This is a genomic window from Aeromonas sp. FDAARGOS 1407, from assembly GCF_019048725.1.
In the GTDB taxonomy this organism is placed as follows: domain Bacteria; phylum Pseudomonadota; class Gammaproteobacteria; order Enterobacterales; family Aeromonadaceae; genus Aeromonas; species Aeromonas enteropelogenes.
The window spans coordinates 1,709,182-1,725,690 of the sequence record NZ_CP077399.1; the positions used below are offsets into that span (position 1 = coordinate 1,709,182).

Annotated in this window: 14 protein-coding genes and 1 pseudogene; 6 read left to right on the forward strand and 9 right to left on the reverse strand. The window is 56.7% G+C overall.

The genetic code is table 11. The annotated features are described in order from the left end of the window. Window positions 1–11: 11 nt before the first annotated feature. The 4 genes from pyrG to I6L37_RS08320 all read left to right on the forward strand — a co-directional run bounded on the left by pyrG (window position 12) and on the right by I6L37_RS08320 (window position 7,097). A complete protein-coding gene (gene pyrG / locus I6L37_RS08305) occupies window positions 12–1,649 on the forward strand; it encodes a glutamine hydrolyzing CTP synthase (protein WP_216993748.1) in 1,638 nt (545 codons plus the stop codon). A gap of 89 nt (window positions 1,650–1,738) precedes the next feature. Next, entirely contained in the window at window positions 1,739–3,040 is a 1,302-nt protein-coding gene (eno, locus tag I6L37_RS08310; RefSeq protein ID WP_042026918.1) for a phosphopyruvate hydratase, read from the forward strand. A 345-nt stretch (window positions 3,041–3,385) separates the two neighbouring features. Further along, a complete protein-coding gene (locus tag I6L37_RS08315) occupies window positions 3,386–5,059 on the forward strand; it encodes a methyl-accepting chemotaxis protein (protein WP_216993749.1) in 1,674 nt (557 codons plus the stop codon). 616 nt (window positions 5,060–5,675) lie between these two features. Then, window positions 5,676–7,097 carry an IS66-like element ISKpn15 family transposase gene (locus I6L37_RS08320; protein ID WP_032495448.1) on the forward strand — a complete coding sequence of 474 codons (1,422 nt, stop codon included), beginning with the start codon at window positions 5,676–5,678 and terminating at the stop codon, window positions 7,095–7,097. Here I6L37_RS08320 and I6L37_RS08325 read toward each other — a convergent pair. From I6L37_RS08325 to I6L37_RS08350, 4 genes are all read right to left on the reverse strand, one after another. After that, window positions 7,080–7,517: a hypothetical protein gene (locus I6L37_RS08325; RefSeq protein ID WP_216993750.1), complete on the reverse strand. Its 438-nt coding sequence runs from the start codon at window positions 7,515–7,517 to the stop codon at window positions 7,080–7,082. The two genes, I6L37_RS08320 and I6L37_RS08325, sit on opposite strands and share 18 nt — an antisense overlap. A gap of 138 nt (window positions 7,518–7,655) precedes the next feature. Continuing rightward, window positions 7,656–8,549: a CBS domain-containing protein gene (locus I6L37_RS08335; RefSeq protein ID WP_216993751.1), complete on the reverse strand. Its 894-nt coding sequence runs from the start codon at window positions 8,547–8,549 to the stop codon at window positions 7,656–7,658. A gap of 144 nt (window positions 8,550–8,693) precedes the next feature. Next, window positions 8,694–9,044 carry a hypothetical protein gene (locus tag I6L37_RS08345; RefSeq protein ID WP_216993752.1) on the reverse strand — a complete coding sequence of 117 codons (351 nt, stop codon included), beginning with the start codon at window positions 9,042–9,044 and terminating at the stop codon, window positions 8,694–8,696. Window positions 9,045–9,171: 127 nt separating this feature from the next. Next, window positions 9,172–9,735 (reverse strand): hypothetical protein, encoded by a 564-nt coding sequence (locus I6L37_RS08350; RefSeq protein ID WP_254203574.1) that lies wholly within the window; start codon window positions 9,733–9,735, stop codon window positions 9,172–9,174. Between the two features lie 647 nt (window positions 9,736–10,382). Here I6L37_RS08350 and I6L37_RS08355 point away from each other — a divergent pair. After that, on the forward strand, window positions 10,383–11,561 hold the full coding sequence (locus I6L37_RS08355) for an aspartyl protease family protein (protein ID WP_216993754.1): 1,179 nt from the start codon (window positions 10,383–10,385) through the stop codon (window positions 11,559–11,561). A gap of 55 nt (window positions 11,562–11,616) precedes the next feature. Here the strand turns inward: I6L37_RS08355 and I6L37_RS08360 are convergent, their stop codons facing one another. Continuing rightward, window positions 11,617–12,228 carry an MliC family protein gene (locus I6L37_RS08360; RefSeq protein ID WP_216993755.1) on the reverse strand — a complete coding sequence of 204 codons (612 nt, stop codon included), beginning with the start codon at window positions 12,226–12,228 and terminating at the stop codon, window positions 11,617–11,619. 117 nt (window positions 12,229–12,345) lie between these two features. Further along, window positions 12,346–12,708 (reverse strand): DUF2061 domain-containing protein, encoded by a 363-nt coding sequence (locus I6L37_RS08365; RefSeq protein ID WP_026456048.1) that lies wholly within the window; start codon window positions 12,706–12,708, stop codon window positions 12,346–12,348. Window positions 12,709–12,890: 182 nt separating this feature from the next. On the opposite strand from I6L37_RS08365, the pseudogene I6L37_RS22060 reads away from it, so the two are divergent. Continuing rightward, window positions 12,891–13,098, forward strand: a pseudogene (locus I6L37_RS22060) (hypothetical protein). Between the two features lie 94 nt (window positions 13,099–13,192). Here I6L37_RS22060 and I6L37_RS08370 read toward each other — a convergent pair. Genes I6L37_RS08370 through I6L37_RS08380 form a run of 3 tightly spaced genes read right to left on the reverse strand, consistent with a single transcriptional unit; the run spans window position 13,193 to window position 16,405 of the window. Beyond that, complete coding sequence (locus tag I6L37_RS08370; protein WP_216993756.1) at window positions 13,193–14,047, reverse strand: 23S rRNA (adenine(2030)-N(6))-methyltransferase RlmJ; 855 nt, start codon at window positions 14,045–14,047, stop codon at window positions 13,193–13,195. Further along, complete coding sequence (locus tag I6L37_RS08375) at window positions 14,041–14,502, reverse strand: DUF2390 domain-containing protein (protein ID WP_216993757.1); 462 nt, start codon at window positions 14,500–14,502, stop codon at window positions 14,041–14,043. Before I6L37_RS08375 ends, I6L37_RS08370 begins: the two co-directional genes overlap by 7 nt. Further along, entirely contained in the window at window positions 14,495–16,405 is a 1,911-nt protein-coding gene (locus I6L37_RS08380; protein ID WP_216993758.1) for an ABC transporter ATP-binding protein, read from the reverse strand. Before I6L37_RS08380 ends, I6L37_RS08375 begins: the two co-directional genes overlap by 8 nt. Window positions 16,406–16,509: the final 104 nt, after the last annotated feature.

A 16,509-nucleotide genomic window follows, 5' to 3' on the forward strand; every position in this document is an offset into this window, starting at 1 on the left:
TCAGGTTCAGCATGACGACAAAATATATTTTTGTAACTGGTGGCGTTGTTTCATCCCTCGGCAAAGGCATTGCCGCAGCTTCTCTGGCAGCCATTCTGGAAGCCCGTGGTCTGGATGTGACCATCATGAAACTGGACCCCTATATCAACGTGGATCCGGGCACCATGAGCCCGACCCAGCATGGTGAAGTGTTCGTAACCGAGGACGGGGCCGAAACCGATCTGGATTTGGGCCACTACGAGCGTTTCATCCGTACCAAGATGACCCGTCGCAACAACTTTACCACCGGCCGCATCTACGCAGACGTGCTGCGCAAAGAGCGTCGTGGTGACTACCTGGGCGCCACCATCCAGGTGATCCCGCACATCACCAACGCCATCAAGGAGCGGGTGATTGCCGGTGCCGAAGGTCATCAGGTTGCCATCGTCGAAGTGGGCGGTACCGTGGGCGATATCGAGTCCCTGCCGTTCCTCGAGGCCATTCGTCAGCTGGCTGCCGAAGTGGGCCGCAACAACGCCATGTTCATGCACCTGACTCTGGTTCCTTACCTGGCCGCCGCCGGCGAGGTGAAGACCAAGCCGACCCAGCACTCCGTCAAAGAACTGCTCTCCATCGGTATTCAGCCGGATGTGCTGATCTGCCGCTCCGACCGTGCCATTCCGGCCAACGAGCGCGCCAAGATCGCCCTGTTCTGTAACGTACCGGAGCGCGCCGTCATCTCCATGAAGGACGTCGACTCCATCTACAAGATCCCGGCACTGCTGAAATCCCAGAGCCTGGACTCCTACATCACCGAGCGCTTCGGCATCGAGTGCAAAGAGGCCGACCTGGCCGAGTGGGAACAGGTTATCTACGAAGAGGCCAACCCGACCGCCGAAGTAACCATCGGCATGGTGGGCAAGTACGTCTCCCTGCCGGACGCCTACAAGTCCGTCAACGAGGCGCTCAAGCACGGCGGTCTGAAGACCCGTCTCTCCGTCAACATCAAATACATCGATTCCCAGGACATCGAGACCCGTGGCGCCGAGCTGCTGGAAGGTCTGGATGCGATCCTGGTGCCGGGCGGCTTCGGCGAGCGCGGCGTAGAAGGCAAGATCCTGGCCGCCAAGTATGCCCGTGAGAACAAGATCCCGTATCTCGGCATCTGCCTCGGCATGCAGGTCGCACTGATCGAATACGCCCGCAACGTAGCGGGCATGGAAGGGGCTCACTCCTCCGAGTTCAAGAAAGAGTGTCCCTATCCGGTGGTTGGCCTCATCACCGAATGGGTAGATGAAGAGGGCAACGTCGAGACTCGTACCGAGAAGTCCGATCTGGGTGGCACCATGCGTCTGGGTTCCCAGCTCTGCCACCTGGTCGACGGTTCCAAGGTGCGTCAGATGTACGGCAGCCCGACCATTTACGAGCGTCACCGCCACCGTTATGAAGTTAACAACAAGCTGCTGCCGCAGATCGAGGCAGCAGGCCTGAAGGTGACCGGTCTCTCCGCCGACAAGAAGCTGGTGGAAATTATCGAGATCCCGGATCATCCTTGGTTTGTCGCGGCCCAGTTCCACCCGGAGTTCACCTCTACTCCTCGTGATGGCCACGCCCTGTTCGCCGGTTTCGTGAAGGCGGCAGGTGAGTACCAGAAGCGTAATTTGAAGTAATTGAAAATAAATGCGGTTGGGGCACTGTGCCACAGCCGCTTTTTTTGGCATATTTTTGTTGTTTTTTTACGAAACCTGAGGAAATACACATGTCCAAGATCGTTAAAGTGATCGGTCGTGAAATCATCGACTCCCGTGGTAACCCGACCGTTGAGGCCGAAGTTCACCTGGAAGGTGGTTTTGTTGGTATGGCAGCCGCTCCGTCTGGCGCGTCCACCGGTTCCCGCGAAGCGCTGGAACTGCGTGACGGCGACAAGAGCCGTTTCCTGGGTAAAGGCGTGCTGAAAGCCATCGAAGCCGTAAACGGCCCGATCGCTCAAGCTCTGCTGGGTAAAGATGCCAAGGACCAGGCCACTGTCGACCAGATCATGATCGACCTCGACGGTACCGAGAACAAATCCAAGTTCGGCGCCAACGCCATCCTGGCTGTTTCCCTGGCCAACGCCAAGGCTGCTGCTGCTGCCAAAGGCCTGCCGCTGTACGCCCACATCGCCGAGCTGAACGGCACCCCGGGTGTTTACTCCATGCCGCTGCCCATGATGAACATCATCAACGGTGGTGAGCACGCCGACAACAACGTCGACATCCAGGAGTTCATGATCCAGCCGGTTGGCGCCAAGACCCTGAAAGAAGCCGTTCGCATGGGCGCCGAAGTGTTCCACAACCTGGCCAAAGTACTGAAGGCCAAGGGTTACAACACTGCCGTTGGTGACGAAGGTGGTTTCGCTCCTAACCTGAAATCCAACGCCGAAGCGCTGGAAGTGATCGCCGAAGCCGTTGCTGCCGCCGGTTACAAGCTGGGCACCGACGTGACCCTGGCCATGGACTGCGCTGCTTCCGAGTTCTACGACGCAGAGAAGAAAGAGTACAACCTGAAAGGCGAAGGCCGTGTCTTCACCTCCAACGGTTTCTCCGACTTCCTGGAAGAGCTGACTGCCAAGTTCCCGATCGTCTCCATCGAAGATGGCCTGGACGAATCTGACTGGGAAGGCTTCGCCTACCAGACCCAGAAACTGGGCAAGAAAATCCAGATCGTGGGTGACGACCTGTTCGTAACCAACACCAAGATCCTGAAGCGCGGTATCGACAACGGCATCGCCAACTCCATCCTGATCAAGTTCAACCAGATCGGTTCCCTGACCGAAACTCTGGCTGCCATCAAGATGGCCAAAGACGCTGGCTACACTGCCGTCATCTCCCACCGCTCCGGTGAGACCGAAGACGCGACCATCGCCGACCTGGCTGTTGGTACCGCGGCTGGCCAGATCAAGACCGGTTCCATGAGCCGTTCTGACCGTGTTGCCAAGTACAACCAGCTGATCCGTATCGAAGAAGCGCTGGGTGAGAAGGCTCCGTTCCGCGGTCTGAAAGAAGTTAAAAACCAGGCTTGATTTGCTGGTTAACCAGCCTCGGCTGGTGTGAGAAAAACCGGAACCCTTGGGTTCCGGTTTTTTTTCGTCTGCAGATTGCGCCGAGCCTGCCAACTGTGTCGATTGCGGAACGTCTGCCTGGCCCTTATGCAGGCAAGGCAAGAGTAGGGCAGAGCATATTGGAGTGTGGCGACAACGGGCTGCCTCTGCCAAAAGGCGTATGGGGTACCGGGGGATAGTGCGTTTCGAGCTTGCTGCGGGTTTGAAAAGGGGCCAGCGGCCAAAGCCATGATCTTGTTAACAGTCACTGATAAATAAGTCTTTTATGATATCCGGCAAACGCTTGCACAAAGGATGTCTACGCAGATGAAACACCTCTCCATCAGGGGCAAGACCCTGACCCTGGCCATAGTCCCCATTCTGATGATGGCCCTGCTGCTCAATGTCGGGATCTGGTGGCGCGCACAGCAGTCCCTGACGGATCAGCTCGATCGTTACCGCGCCAGTGCCCTCGAGCAGAAGAAGGTGGCACTGGCCGAACACGTGCTGATGGCCAGAACCGCCATCGCCCATCTGCTCAGCCAGGACAGCCCCGAGGCCCGCGAGCAGGCCAAGGGCATACTGCGCACCCTGCGCTATGCCGAGGACGGCTACTTCTACGTCTACGACACCAGGGGGATCAACATCGCCCATGGCATCAAGCAGGCGCTGGAGGGCAAGGATCTCTCCGGCATGACCGACAGCGAAGGTAACAAGGTGATCCTCGATATCATCAAGGCGGCCGAGAGTGGCGACGGCTATTCGCGCTTTATCTGGGACAAGCCCTCCAAGGGGAGCGAGCAGCCCAAGCTCGGCTATGCCGTGCTGCTGCCCCAGTGGGGCTGGGTGCTGGGCACCGGTTTCTATATCGACGACATCGACGATGCGGTGGCCAAGGCCCGCGAGGAAGGGGAGGCCGAACTGGCCATCACCATGCGCGATACCCTGCTCACCTCGCTGCTGCTAACCCTGCTTGCCATCGTTGGCGGCCTCTGGGTGTCGCGCTCCATTACCCGGCCGATCCAGACCCTGGTGGAGAGTTTTCACGATCTCGCCCACGGCGAGGGGGATCTCACCCGCCGCCTCAAGCTGGAGCAGGGGGATGAGCTGGGCGATCTCGCCCGCAGCTTCAACGGCTTTATCGAGAAGATCCACCATCTGGTAGAGCAGGTGACATCGGCCTCGGATCGGGTCTACCAGTCGGTTGAGACCCTGCAGCGCCAGTCCGGCGACTATCTCTCTCGCATGGGTTCCCATCACAGGGAGACGGAGCAGGTGGTGGCCGCCATGACAGAGATGAGCTCCACCGCCCACAGCGTGGCGGGCAACGCCGGCGATGCGGCCGCCGCCACCGGCAGTGCCGACAACCTGTCACGCCAGACCCGGGTGGTGATCACCCGCGCCATGGATGGTATCGACACCCTGATCACCGACCTTAACGCCATTCATGAACAGATAAGCACCCTGACCCGGGAGACGGATCAGATCCAGAACGTGGTGGGGGTTATCTCGGGGATTGCCGATCAGACCAACCTGCTGGCGCTCAATGCCGCCATCGAGGCGGCGCGGGCCGGCGAGCAGGGGCGCGGTTTTGCCGTGGTGGCCGACGAGGTGCGCCAGCTCGCCTCCCGCACCCAGCAGAGCACGGTCGAGATCGGCACCATGCTGCAGCGGCTGCAGCAGATGGTGACTACCGCCGGCTCCCTGATGAGCGAGAGCCAGGCCCGCCACAGCAATACCCTGGCCGAGACCGGCGCCCTGGTGACCAATCTAGACGAGATGAGCAGCGCCATCACCACCATCAACGACATGAACCTGCAGATCGCCAGCGCCGCCGAGCAGCAGCACGCGGTAACCGAAGAGATCAACCGCAACCTGGTGGCCATTCAGCAGATCGTGGCCGAGCTGAGCGAGGGGGCCGATGCCACCCGCCATACCTGCGCGGAGCTGGCCGACTCGGGCCGTACCCTGCATCGGTTGGTGGAGCGGTTCCAGATATAGAACGAAAAAGGAGCCCGGTCGGGCTCCTTTGCTATGGCCAGGAGAGCAAGCCTGACTGGCTTGGTGCTACCGGGATTTCGCCCGCCCTGCGGGAGTGGGGTGGTGGGTAACGGGGTATTGTGGGGTAGGGTGCAATAAGCGCAGCGCATTGCACCGGGGAGTTGGAGGCTGTGTTGTCGCAGAGTGATACCCTCCCCTGTCAAGAGGAGGGTTGGGGGTCTTCTGCGATGGCTTTATCCTTGCAAAGGCGCTCGCCTATTCAGCGGGGTGAAGCTGGCTGCCCTCCCACCCCTGTGGCGACCATGACGGCACTACTGACCCGCTCAACTCGCCTCAGCGGCTTGCAGTGGGTCGTAATACCGTGCCCATCTTCGTCTGATGGAAAAGATTCGCTATGCGGCGCTTATAATGGTGGGTGTCCTAATTTCTTTGCTTGAACGCTTTGTTATGTTTATTTTCCTTTGAGATCTTTCGAAGCGACTTTGACCATTTTTTCTAACGCTTCACTATGGGTAAGTATTCACCGGAACAGTATTGACACAGGAAAAATGAGACGATCGTCTCTTGATCCCACTTTCCTGCTTGCTTGATCCTGCTCCTTAGATACGCTCCCCCCATGAGCAAAAACACCATGCATTCCGCGGGAATGCCCACCACTCTGGAGCAGGCCAACGAGCTGATTTATAAGCTCCTCGACCGCATCGCCGAGCTGGAGGACCGCCTCAATCAGCACAGCGGCAACTCCTCCAAGCCGCCTTCCAGCGACGGCCCCGGTGCACCGCCGCCGGCCCGCAAGCGTCCGGCGTCCGGCAAGCAACGGGGGGCGCAGCCCGGTCACAAGGGACATCGCCGCGAGCGGCATCCGCTTGATGCCCGCCTGACCCTGGTCCCGCATTACCCTGCCGCCGATTGCGCTTGCTGTGGCGGGGACATGGTGGCCCATGCCAAACCCTATCAGGTTCATCAGGTGTTCGAGCTGCCCGAGGTGAGCTATCTCGTCACCGAACACCAACTGTATCGTGCGACCTGCTCACGGTGTATCGGCACGACCCAGGCCGCACTGCCAGACAACGTCAGCAGCAGCCAGATGGGGGCCAATCTGCTCAGCTACATCGCGCTGCAAAGCGGCCAGTTTCACCAGAGCGTCAGCCAGATACAGCAGCAGCTCAAACAGCATTTCGGCCTGAGTTTTAGCCGGGGCGCCATCAGTGAGGCGCAGGGGCGGGTGAGTGCCATGCTCACCCCGACCTACCAGGCCATCAAGCAGCAGGTGCAGACGGCCACCCACGTTCATGCCGATGAGACCCGGCATCAGCGGGGTGGAGAGCGCCGCTGGATGTGGCTGGCGCTGAGCAAGATAGCCGTCTGCTTCATGACGGCCTATGGCCGTGGTCAGGAGGCGGCCAAGCGGCTGCTGGGCGCCGAGTTTGACGGGGTGCTGGTGACCGACCAGTACGCCGGCTACCGGTTTATCGACGCCGACCAGCGGCAACTGTGCTGGGCCCACGTGGCCCGCAATCTCGTGGCCATCGCCGAGAGTAGCGAGCAGTGCAACCAGCCCATCGGTGCCCGGTTGGTCTTGCTGGCGGATGCGGTGTTTCGTACCCGGCACCGTTGGGAAAGCGGTGCGTTGAGCAAGCAGAAATACCTGCGCAGGCTCGCGCGTTACCGGCAAAGCTGGCGAAGCCAGTTGGAGCGCGGCGCCCTGTTGTGCAGCAAACGCTACCGTGGACGATGCCAGTTGCTGCTGCGGGATGACGAGATGCTGTGGCGGTTTATGACTGACGACGAAATAGCGCTGACCAACAACGAGGCGGAGCGGGCGCTGCGTGGCTATGTGCTCTGGCGCAAGGGTAGCTACGGCGTGTGGTCTCACCGGGGCGAGCTGTTTCGCCAGCGCATCCTGTCGTTGGTGGAGACCGGCAAGCGATTGGGCCGCTGCCCACAGGAGTGGTTGAGGGCCGTGGTCAGGGCGTGCATCGAGAAGACAGATTATCCCATCCCGGCAGAACTGATGCCGTCAACCCCGTCCTGGTGAATAGATACCACTATGGTGCTTGTGCTCTGAATTATAGATATCCCAGAGAGGGTTAGTTTCATAATCAAAGACTTCTCTATTACGCAAAGTTTGGAGAATCCTTACTGCCTCATCAGAAACATATAACGACGCTAAATCCGTTGCTCTACGGACAGTCCAATAAGCTTTATTGTGATTTTGGTGTAATTCTCGCGAACTAGCTTCTGAGATAAAGTTATCTTGACCATAATCCTCCTTAAATACCTCGTAAAACTGCACCATGTCATATAAAGCGTTGATAATTTCTGTATATGCTTTTTCTTTACGATCCCACCATTTCTCAGTGTAAAACTTCTTCATTGCCCATCGAGCAGCCAAAAAAGACGAGAACACTGCCACAAACACACCTGGCAGTACTTTTAATGCAACTTCTTCATACATCGTAATTTACCGTGAATAAATATAACGCCCTGTTAAGGTGTGAGAAACGCAATACCAAAGTTGCTGCAGAGCACCTTAAACACTAAACGAACGCATAGCAAAAATGTCATGCGTTGCGAATCACTCCCAAACAGTTTGTTATACAATAGTTACGGGAACCAAAACTGTCGATTCAAAGTCTTTAGCCTTCTCTTTGCCTTCAGCTTCAATTACGTCATCTGAATTACCAACGAATTCTTCAGCCTTTGCAATAGTACGAGTAATATTTTCCCAACTTAATCGTTCGATTATAGATGACTGACTGTGTGCTATTTCGTTACGAATAACTTCAAGTTTTTCCAAGAAGGTTTTGAAGCTTGTTTTACTAAAACCAAATCTAGCTAAGAACTCGGGAGTATTTCTAAGAATTTCTTTCTTGTCACAAAGCTGAGCGCATTCAACCACGGCGAGGTAATCACTACTTCCTCGACGAAGTTCAATAGTTTCTTGTACTTTAGTTTGCCTATCTTCGTTTAAAGCTTGAAGCCAAATGTCGTTGGGATAGTAATAATTAATCCAAAAATTTATATGTAACTCAACTAAAGAAACCACACCAAATAGATATGTCCTTGGAATTGGTTTATTCAGATCTGAACGTGTGACAATGCCTACTATTTGATCATTTCGAGTCACATATTTAAATTCAGTTGTCTCCAAAATTTTGAGTAGATGAACTAAGGAGGTATTTTCATCTATTTTTTGTTCTTCCTCTACATTCTTTACATATTCAACGACTAAGCCTTTATTCAGAGCTTTTCTTTCTATTTGTCCAATAATAACACCATCATCATTCACGACACATGTTACATCAAAATCTCTTAATTCAAGCGCATATTTCGCGTCGGACGCACTATCAGTATCTTTGCAACAAAGAACTGGTTCGAGCAATGAAAGTAGCTTTGCATTTTCAAGGAAAATGCCATGCAGGGACTCGAAACGAGTCCCCTGACGTCGATAACCAGTTTCTGGCGACATCCAAAGTTGGTAACCCATGTAGATAAATCCTAATTATTGTATAACGCCCGCTTAAGTGGTGAGCAACGCAATATGGTGTTTACGCACACCACCTTAATTACTAAAATCAATGCATAGTAAAAATGCCATGCGTTGCGAATCCGTCTTGAAGAGTTTGTTATATCACGAACTTTTACGTTTTAGTTTAAGCTCACCTTTCTTGTAAGATATCTCGTCATATCCTTTAAAAACTGCGATTATCAACGACAGTCCTAAAGATGCAGCAATTATAATTCCACTGATCTCCAAGCCAGTAAGGGCTGCTATTGGAGCCGCAGCGAACATCGACATACCACCTGTAAAAGGGGTTGCTGCCAGCGCAGCTGTCAAAGCAGCTAAAGTCCCGGCACCGACATAGGCTAGCTTCTTAGTTTTCTTTAGCTCATCCGCAAGTTTACCTACGACTATAATCTCGCTCTCTCCGCGATCTTTAGCCATTGTTAATTCTTCTTTAGTTCTTACTTCAACTGACATTTATACTTCCTTTTTATATGGGTAGTCTGCTTTTTGATATAACGCCGCATTAAGGTGTGAGCTGCGCTTGGCTATACTTGAGCGAAGCGAAAATGCCAAGCATTGCGAATCACTCTTAAATGTTTTGTTATGTATGTGTTACCCTGCGTAAAGAATCCAACAATACATCTCCACCACTCCCTAAATCCAAGATGATTTCGTCATACAAGGTTTGGGAGTCACTGACAGCAAGTTCGTAAGTGTTCATAAAATCTCGCAACAAAGCTAAGGCATCTTCAACGTACTGTCGTGACACACCAGGAAGCGGCTCCTCGGCAACCCCCATCGCATGACCTAAGTCTGTGTGTGCAATGCGCTTGTTACGCAATTTCCTAAATTTTTCGCAGCTCTTTAAGAGTTCTTCAAACTTTTCTTTCAAAGTATGAGCTAACTCTAAATCACCAGAATTGTTAGCTAAAACTGTTAATTGTTTAAGACTAAGGTTTTCATTAGACCCTTGCTTGTTCGGATCTGTTAGTTTCGAAAAAGAAAGTGCTACGTTATCCAAAAATAGATGCTGAGCGATATAGAAAAAGTAGGCTCCATTTTTGTTTAAAAGCTCTATTTCTTTTGGTCCTTGAGCATAAACTTGCCTATAAATCACCCAACGAAAGTGAATTTCATTTACTTCATCTTTTAGTCGTTTAAACACGTCCAAACTAAAACCTCTCTAAAATACCTAACAGTGATTCGATGGAAGGCAGTACTAACACATTAATATCGCTTTCCATCTAACTCCGCTCCCGCCTGATGCGGAATGCAAAAAATAATATTTCAAATCAATTGCTTATATTCATTCCTATGAAGCTGAACGTGTTCGCTTGACCTCTTCTTTTTGCGCAACCATTACGACTGTATAGAAAAGCAGTGTGACGTTGGCCATGGCAAGCGCCGGCAAGGCTACCGCCCCTGAGTTTCAGCCCCCAGTCTGCTGCTTTTTACCTGCGTGAGGAGTGGCGTGGCTCATGGGGTGACTCCGCCGAGGCTGTTGCCAAACGGGTATATTAACTGGCGTGACAAGAAGAGAAAGGGGAAGGCGAGGGATCCTTAAGCTGGATCAATAAATTAATCAATAGGGTGAGTTGAATGGTAGCGGGGTGGGGACTCGGGGGATGATCTTGCCGGACGGATCCCTGGATGGTGAGAGGTCATAATCAGCTTGAGTCAGCATAAAACACTTTGTTATTGTCGACCGCCCCGTAATATTTTGTTTATTTATCTATAAATCAACAAGATAGTTTGTGTTTGGTGCTGTAGTTGGGGGAGGCGCAGACACATTGTCTATCGCAAAGGAGTCTTATGACATTGCAGCGAAAAGCAGTGGCGCTCGCCATCTTGACCCTGTTTGGCACCCAGGGTTGCAGTACCCCGGATAGCGCCAATGCAGCAAGCAAGCCCCAGCCCGTGCTGGCCGTCTCTTACGAGCGTAGCCCCATAGTGCCTGTCACCATCGCCGGTGAGCAGTACCAGTTTCTGCTCGATACCGGCGCCAGCATCACCGTGCTCGATCGCCGCATTGCCAGCCGCTTCAAGGCGCTTTCCCTGAGTCAGTTGCCCCGCGCCTACCAGGCCGATTTTGCCAATATGGTCAGCGTCTCGGGCCAGATTGAGAGTGAACATTTCGGGTTTGTACAGCCGGTGCCCTTGTCGGTTGGCTCGGTCACGATCGATGACAGTGATCTGTGGGGCACCATGGATTTTTCGCTCATCTCCCAATCCCTTGGCACGCGCATCGACGGGGTACTCGGGATAGAGGTCATACGTCGCTTCAACTGGGTGTTTGATCAGGAGCAGCACCAGATCAGCGCCTGGTCGTCGGCCCCCTCGGCGGCCGGCTTCGAGCGCTGCATCGGTTATGACGACAGCTACAACCGTTCACCGGCGCTCTACCTGACCCAGGGCGAGGGCAGCCTGCGAATGCTCCTCGATACCGGGGCTGATCAGAGCTATGTCGATCGCAGCTTTATCGGCCATATGGCCGAGCAGCAGGCGCTGTTGAAGGATGGCTCGACGCCGATGAAGGGGGTCGATGCGAGCGGCATGCAGGACCTGGGCGATCATGTCATCACCGGCCTGCATTTTGACGGCCGCCCCCTCGGTCAGCTGCGGGTGTCGGAGAATGACAACGACAAGTATGCCCTCGGCATGGACTTTGTGAGTCGCTTCAAGCGCTTTGCCATCATCCCTGGGCGCATGATGTTCTGCTATGACGCAGAGACGCTGGCGCAGCAGGTGCAGCCAAACCTGCGCCAGATTGCGGTGCGCTTCGATGGTCAGCATCTGCAGGTCTACTACAACGACGAGCGGGATCTGGCGCCGTTTGGTCTGAAAAATGGCGACGTCATCGAGCAGATCAACGGCGTGCCCTATCACCCGCTACAGATAGACAGGGTGCGGGATCTGCTGAACCAGAGCAAAGCGGGTTCACTCAAGGTGCGGGTGGTGCGGGAAGGCAAGGCGCTGGATATCGCCATCTAGCATATGACGGGGCCGGCACCGTCAGGGCGAAACGGTGGCCGGCCCCCAGATCGCGTTATTTGCCTTGCGCCGTGCTCACCTTGCAGGCGAGCGCCGGCTGGCCGAAACGCTCCAGCCTGGCCTCGTCCCCCTTGGTAAACAGGCTGATGTTCTGCCCTTCATAACGGGCGCCGCTGGCGCTGGGTTCCTGATAGGCGATGGTCTGCAGTGGCGGGCGATTGCCTTCACTCAGGTTGAGTACGGCCACCGGCACCTTGGCATCCTGATAGAAGTAAGTCTCCAGCATGAGCTGGTCGCCGCAGCGGTAGAAGACGGGAGCCGTGACCATCAGCTGGCCACCGGTGACCTGCAGCTCGGCGATCCGCAGCTTGTAGTTATCCTCGACACACTGGCGCAGATCCTGCCCCTTCCAGCACTCGTTGCGCCCCTTGATCCAGCCACGCTGCGTCGCCTGCTCCGTCTTGCGCTGCTCGGGGGAGAGCTGGGCGAGCGCCTTGTGATAGAGGTCGGCCAGTTCATTGTCCAGCGCCGTCAGTTTCGCATCCTTGCAGATAAGCGTCTCGACCGCCCCGGAGGCCTTGTGACAATCGAACGAGGGGGTTGCGGCACTGGCCAGCAGGGGAAAGAGTGCCAGGGGGGCAAGCAGCAGAGTCTTGAGCGGGGTCATCGAAGCGGTTCCTGAAAAGAGAGATATCGCTTCACTAAAACACAAAAGCCCTCATGCCGCCGAGCGCTTTTTTGGCGCTGGCGGCACGGGTTGGCGCGTAAAGCCCGGAGCCAGGGATCAGGCCAGCACCAGCTGCTGGCGGGCACGCCACAGCCGCTCGTGGAAGAAGAAAACGACTGTGTTGATGGTGGGTTCGATCATCGCCATCACGCCGCCGGTGAGCAGTTCGCCGCTCAGCAGGAAGGCGACGCCGAAGGCCACCGAGAAATGCACCAGGGCGAAGCTGCTGGTCTTGGCCTGCAGGCTGTGACTGGGCTTGAATTTGTGCCAGGCGACATCGTGAAAGTAGAAGGCGACCGTGTTGACGGCGGGTTCGATGAGGGCGATCAGGCTGGCGGTCAGCAGCTCGCCGGTCAGTAGATAGGCCAGGGTAAAGGCAACGGTGAAGTGCAGGGCGGCAAAGCTGATGGTCTTTTTCATGATGGCGGCTCCCTTTGGTGATGTTGGTAGTATCACCCGGAATGCTATTAAATGAAAACTATTCTCATCTAATGGTTGGATAGAGAATGCCTATCAAATGTCTTGTTGCCAGACTGGGGCTTGCCTTGAACTGTTGCCGCGCTAACATGATGTTTTGCCATGAAAAAGGAGCTTTCATGCATATGAATATCAACGCCACCCTGCTGGGACAGGGCATACTGTTGCTGATGATCGTCGTGGGGGGAGCTGGCCTATTGGCTGGCCCGTCGCAGAAGCGAGCGCCCCGCCCTGATCGCCACCCTCTGCGCCCTGCTCTCCCTGTTTCCGCCCTTGGGTCTGCTGGCCCTGCTGTTGCTGGTTTTGCACCTGGACAGACCCACCGGCCCCTGATTGCCAGCCATGGCACCCGAGCTGCCCGCCGATCCTGCCAATAAAAAGGGCCTACAATGGCAGGCCCTTGTCGGTTTTCCTGTTTTTCAGGCGGTTACTCTTCCACCTTGTTGAGCCACTCCACCTTGTACTGGGCACCGGCGCCCTGGGCCAGCTTGGCGCACAAGGGTTTCAAGAAGGCTTCGATCTGCTGGTCCAGCATCCAGGGGGGGCTGATGATCAGCATCCCTGATCCATTCATGCCCCAATCGCTGGTTTGGCCGGCTACTTCCAGCTCGGCGACCAGGACGTTACCGAAGTTTTCGCGCTTGATGGCGCGCAGCATGTCGCGGGACTTGTCCGCCTCCTGGCCGAGGATGGGATACCAGAGCGCGTAGATGCCGGTGGCCCAGCGCTTGTGCGCCTTTTTCAGGGTATCGACCACCGCGAAGTAGTCTTCCTTGAGCTCATAGGGCGGGTCGATCAGCACCAGGCCGCGGCGCGGGGTGGGGGGCAGCAGGGCTACCAGCCCCTCGAAGCCGTCGCGATGGTGAACGGCGACGCGCGGGTCGTAACCCATGTTGGCGCGCAGATCTTCTACCTCGTTGTTGTGCAGCTCCATCAGCGCCAGCTTGTCCTGCTCGCGGGTGAGGCGGCGCGACAGCTCGGGGGAGCCCGGGTAGTAGTGCAGCTGGCCATCGACATTCATGTCGGCGATGACGTCCAGATAGGGGGCCATGGCCGGCCACTGGGCCCGCTCGTTCCACAACCGACCGATGCCATCGGCATATTCCGCCTTCTTCTGCGACCAGTCGCCGCGCAGGTCGTAGAGACCGCCGCCGGCATGGGTATCCAGCACGATGAAGGGTTTCTCCTTCTTCTTGAGGGACTCGATGATCAGGGCCTGGACGGCGTGTTTCAGCACGTCGGCATGGTTGCCGGCGTGAAAGGCGTGGCGATAGCTCAGCATATTAGATCTCTGAGGGGGCCCTGCTGGGCACCCAGTAACGATAGATAGTTCAACAGATTGTGGCTCTTGCCCCGGTAGAGGGAAAGCTCGCGCAGGGTTTGCAGCAGCACCCCCTGCTGCAGCCGCTCCAGCTCCAGCTCGTGGGCCAGCATGGCCTGATACTCCTGCTCGCCGACTCGCGCTTTGGCGCTTTTGCGCAGGGCGCGCCAGGGGGTCAGCACCGCCTCGGTCTGCACCAGGGCAGGTTGCAGGTCGGTGAGATCGACCGGGATCCCGCATTGATCGAGTCGATGCAGCAAGAGCGCCAGATTGACGCAGCCCCCCAGCTCCTGAACCTGGAGCCAGTCCTGGCTGCGTGCACCATAGACCTCGCCGCTCCAGTGCCAGAAATCGAGCGGGCTCGGCAGTTCGTGTTCGGCGACTGCGTCGGTCGCCACCAGTGACAAATTACGCAAGGAAGGCTTGCTCCATGGTTTCCAGCTCCTCGGAGAGGCTCATCCACTCCATCTCGACGTTTTCCAGCTCCTCCTTGATGGGGCCCTGGGACTTGAGCAGCTCGGACAGCTTGCCCTTGGCGCTCTCTTCATAGATGGCCGGGTCGGCCAGCTGGGTCTCGATCTCGGCGAGTTTCTCCTGCAGCTTCTCCATGCTGGTTTCGAGTTTCTCCAGCTTCTGGCGCAGCGGCCTGGTCTGCTGGCGGAACTCCGCCTCGCGGCGCTTCTGATCCTTGCGCGCCACCGCCGAGTTGGCGGCTGCGGGGGCATCAGTCGGCTTGGCGTTGGCCTCTTTCTCCTGCTCGCCGAGCCACTTGTGGTAGTCGTCGAGATCGCCGTCGAACGGCTCGACCCGGCCACCGTGCACCAGATAGAAGTCGTCGGTGGTGGTGCGCAGCAGGTGACGGTCGTGAGAGACCACCACCATGGCCCCCTCGAATCCTTGCAGCGCCATGGTCAGGGCGTGGCGCATCTCCAGATCCAGGTGGTTGGTCGGTTCATCGAGCAGCAAGAGATTCGGCTTTTGCCAGGTGATGAGGGCCAGCACCAGTCGCGCCTTCTCGCCGCCGGAGAAGGGGGCCACCTTGTCGAGCGCCTTGTCGCCGTGAAAGCCGAAGCTGCCCAGATAGTTGCGAAGCTCCTGCTCTGTCTTGTCCGGCGCGAGGCGCACCAGGTGATCGAGGGGCGAGTCGTCCAGGCGCAGGGTCTCCAGCTGATGCTGGGCGAAGTAGCCGATGCTGACCCCGGCGCTCACTTCCAGCTTGCCCGAAAGCGGCGGGTTGGAGCCTGCCAGCATTTTGATAAAGGTGGACTTGCCGGCGCCGTTGCGACCCAAGAGGCCGATACGGGAACCCGGTACCAGGTTGAGCTTGATCTTCTCCAGGATCACCTTGTCGCCGTAACCGGCGCTGAGGTTTTCCATGGCAATCAGCGGGGTCGGCAGGGCCGAGGGTTCGCGAAACTCGAAGCTGAATTCGGAGTCAGCGTGGGCGGGCAGGATCTTCTCCATCCGCTCCATGGCCTTGAGGCGGCTCTGGGCCTGACGAGCCTTGGAAGCCTTGTAGCGGAAGCGGTCCACATAGGATTGCATGTGGGCCATCTCGCGCTGCTGCTTCTCGTACATCGACTGCTGCTGGGCCAGGTGTTCGGCGCGTTGCAGTTCGAAGTCGGAGTAGCCGCCTGTGTATTCGTTGAGCTTGCCGTTCTCGATATGGATGATGCGGCCCACGACCGAGTCGAGGAAGTCGCGGTCGTGCGAGATGAGCACCAGGGTGCCCTGATAACCCTTGAGCCACTTCTCCAGCCAGATGACGGCGTCCAAATCCAGGTGGTTGGTCGGTTCATCAAGCAGCAGCAGATCGGAGCGGCACAGCAGCGCCTGGGCGAGGTTGAGGCGCATGCGCCAGCCACCGGAGAAGCTGCGTACTGGCGAGCTCAACTGCTCGTCGCCAAAGCCGAGACCGTGCAGCAGCTCGGCTGCGCGAGCGCGAATGCTGTAAGCGCCTATGGTGTCGAGCTTGCTGTGCAGCTCGGCCACCAGCAGACCGTTGTCATCTTGCTCGGCCTGGGCCAGCTGGGCTTCCAGTGCGCGAAACTCCCTGTCACCATCGATCACGTAGTCGAGAGCCGAGCACTCCAGCGCCGGGGTCTCCTGGGCGACCCCCGCAATTTGCCAGCCGGCGGGCAGGCTGAAGGTGCCGCTGTCGATGGCCAGCTCCCCCCGTACCAGTGCAAAAAAGGTGGACTTGCCACTGCCGTTCTTGCCCACCAGGCCCACCTTGTGGCCCGGGTGTATGGTGGCGGACGCGTTGTCCAGCAGCTTGCGGCCGCCGCGGATCAGTTCGATTTGACTGGCAACTATCATGGGTGGGATCTGCTTGCTCAAAAATGGAGGAGAAAAACTGGCGCGGATCTTACGTGAAATGGCGCCGGTTTGCACTTGAGGTGCGGGCCTGCTACTGGCTGGCG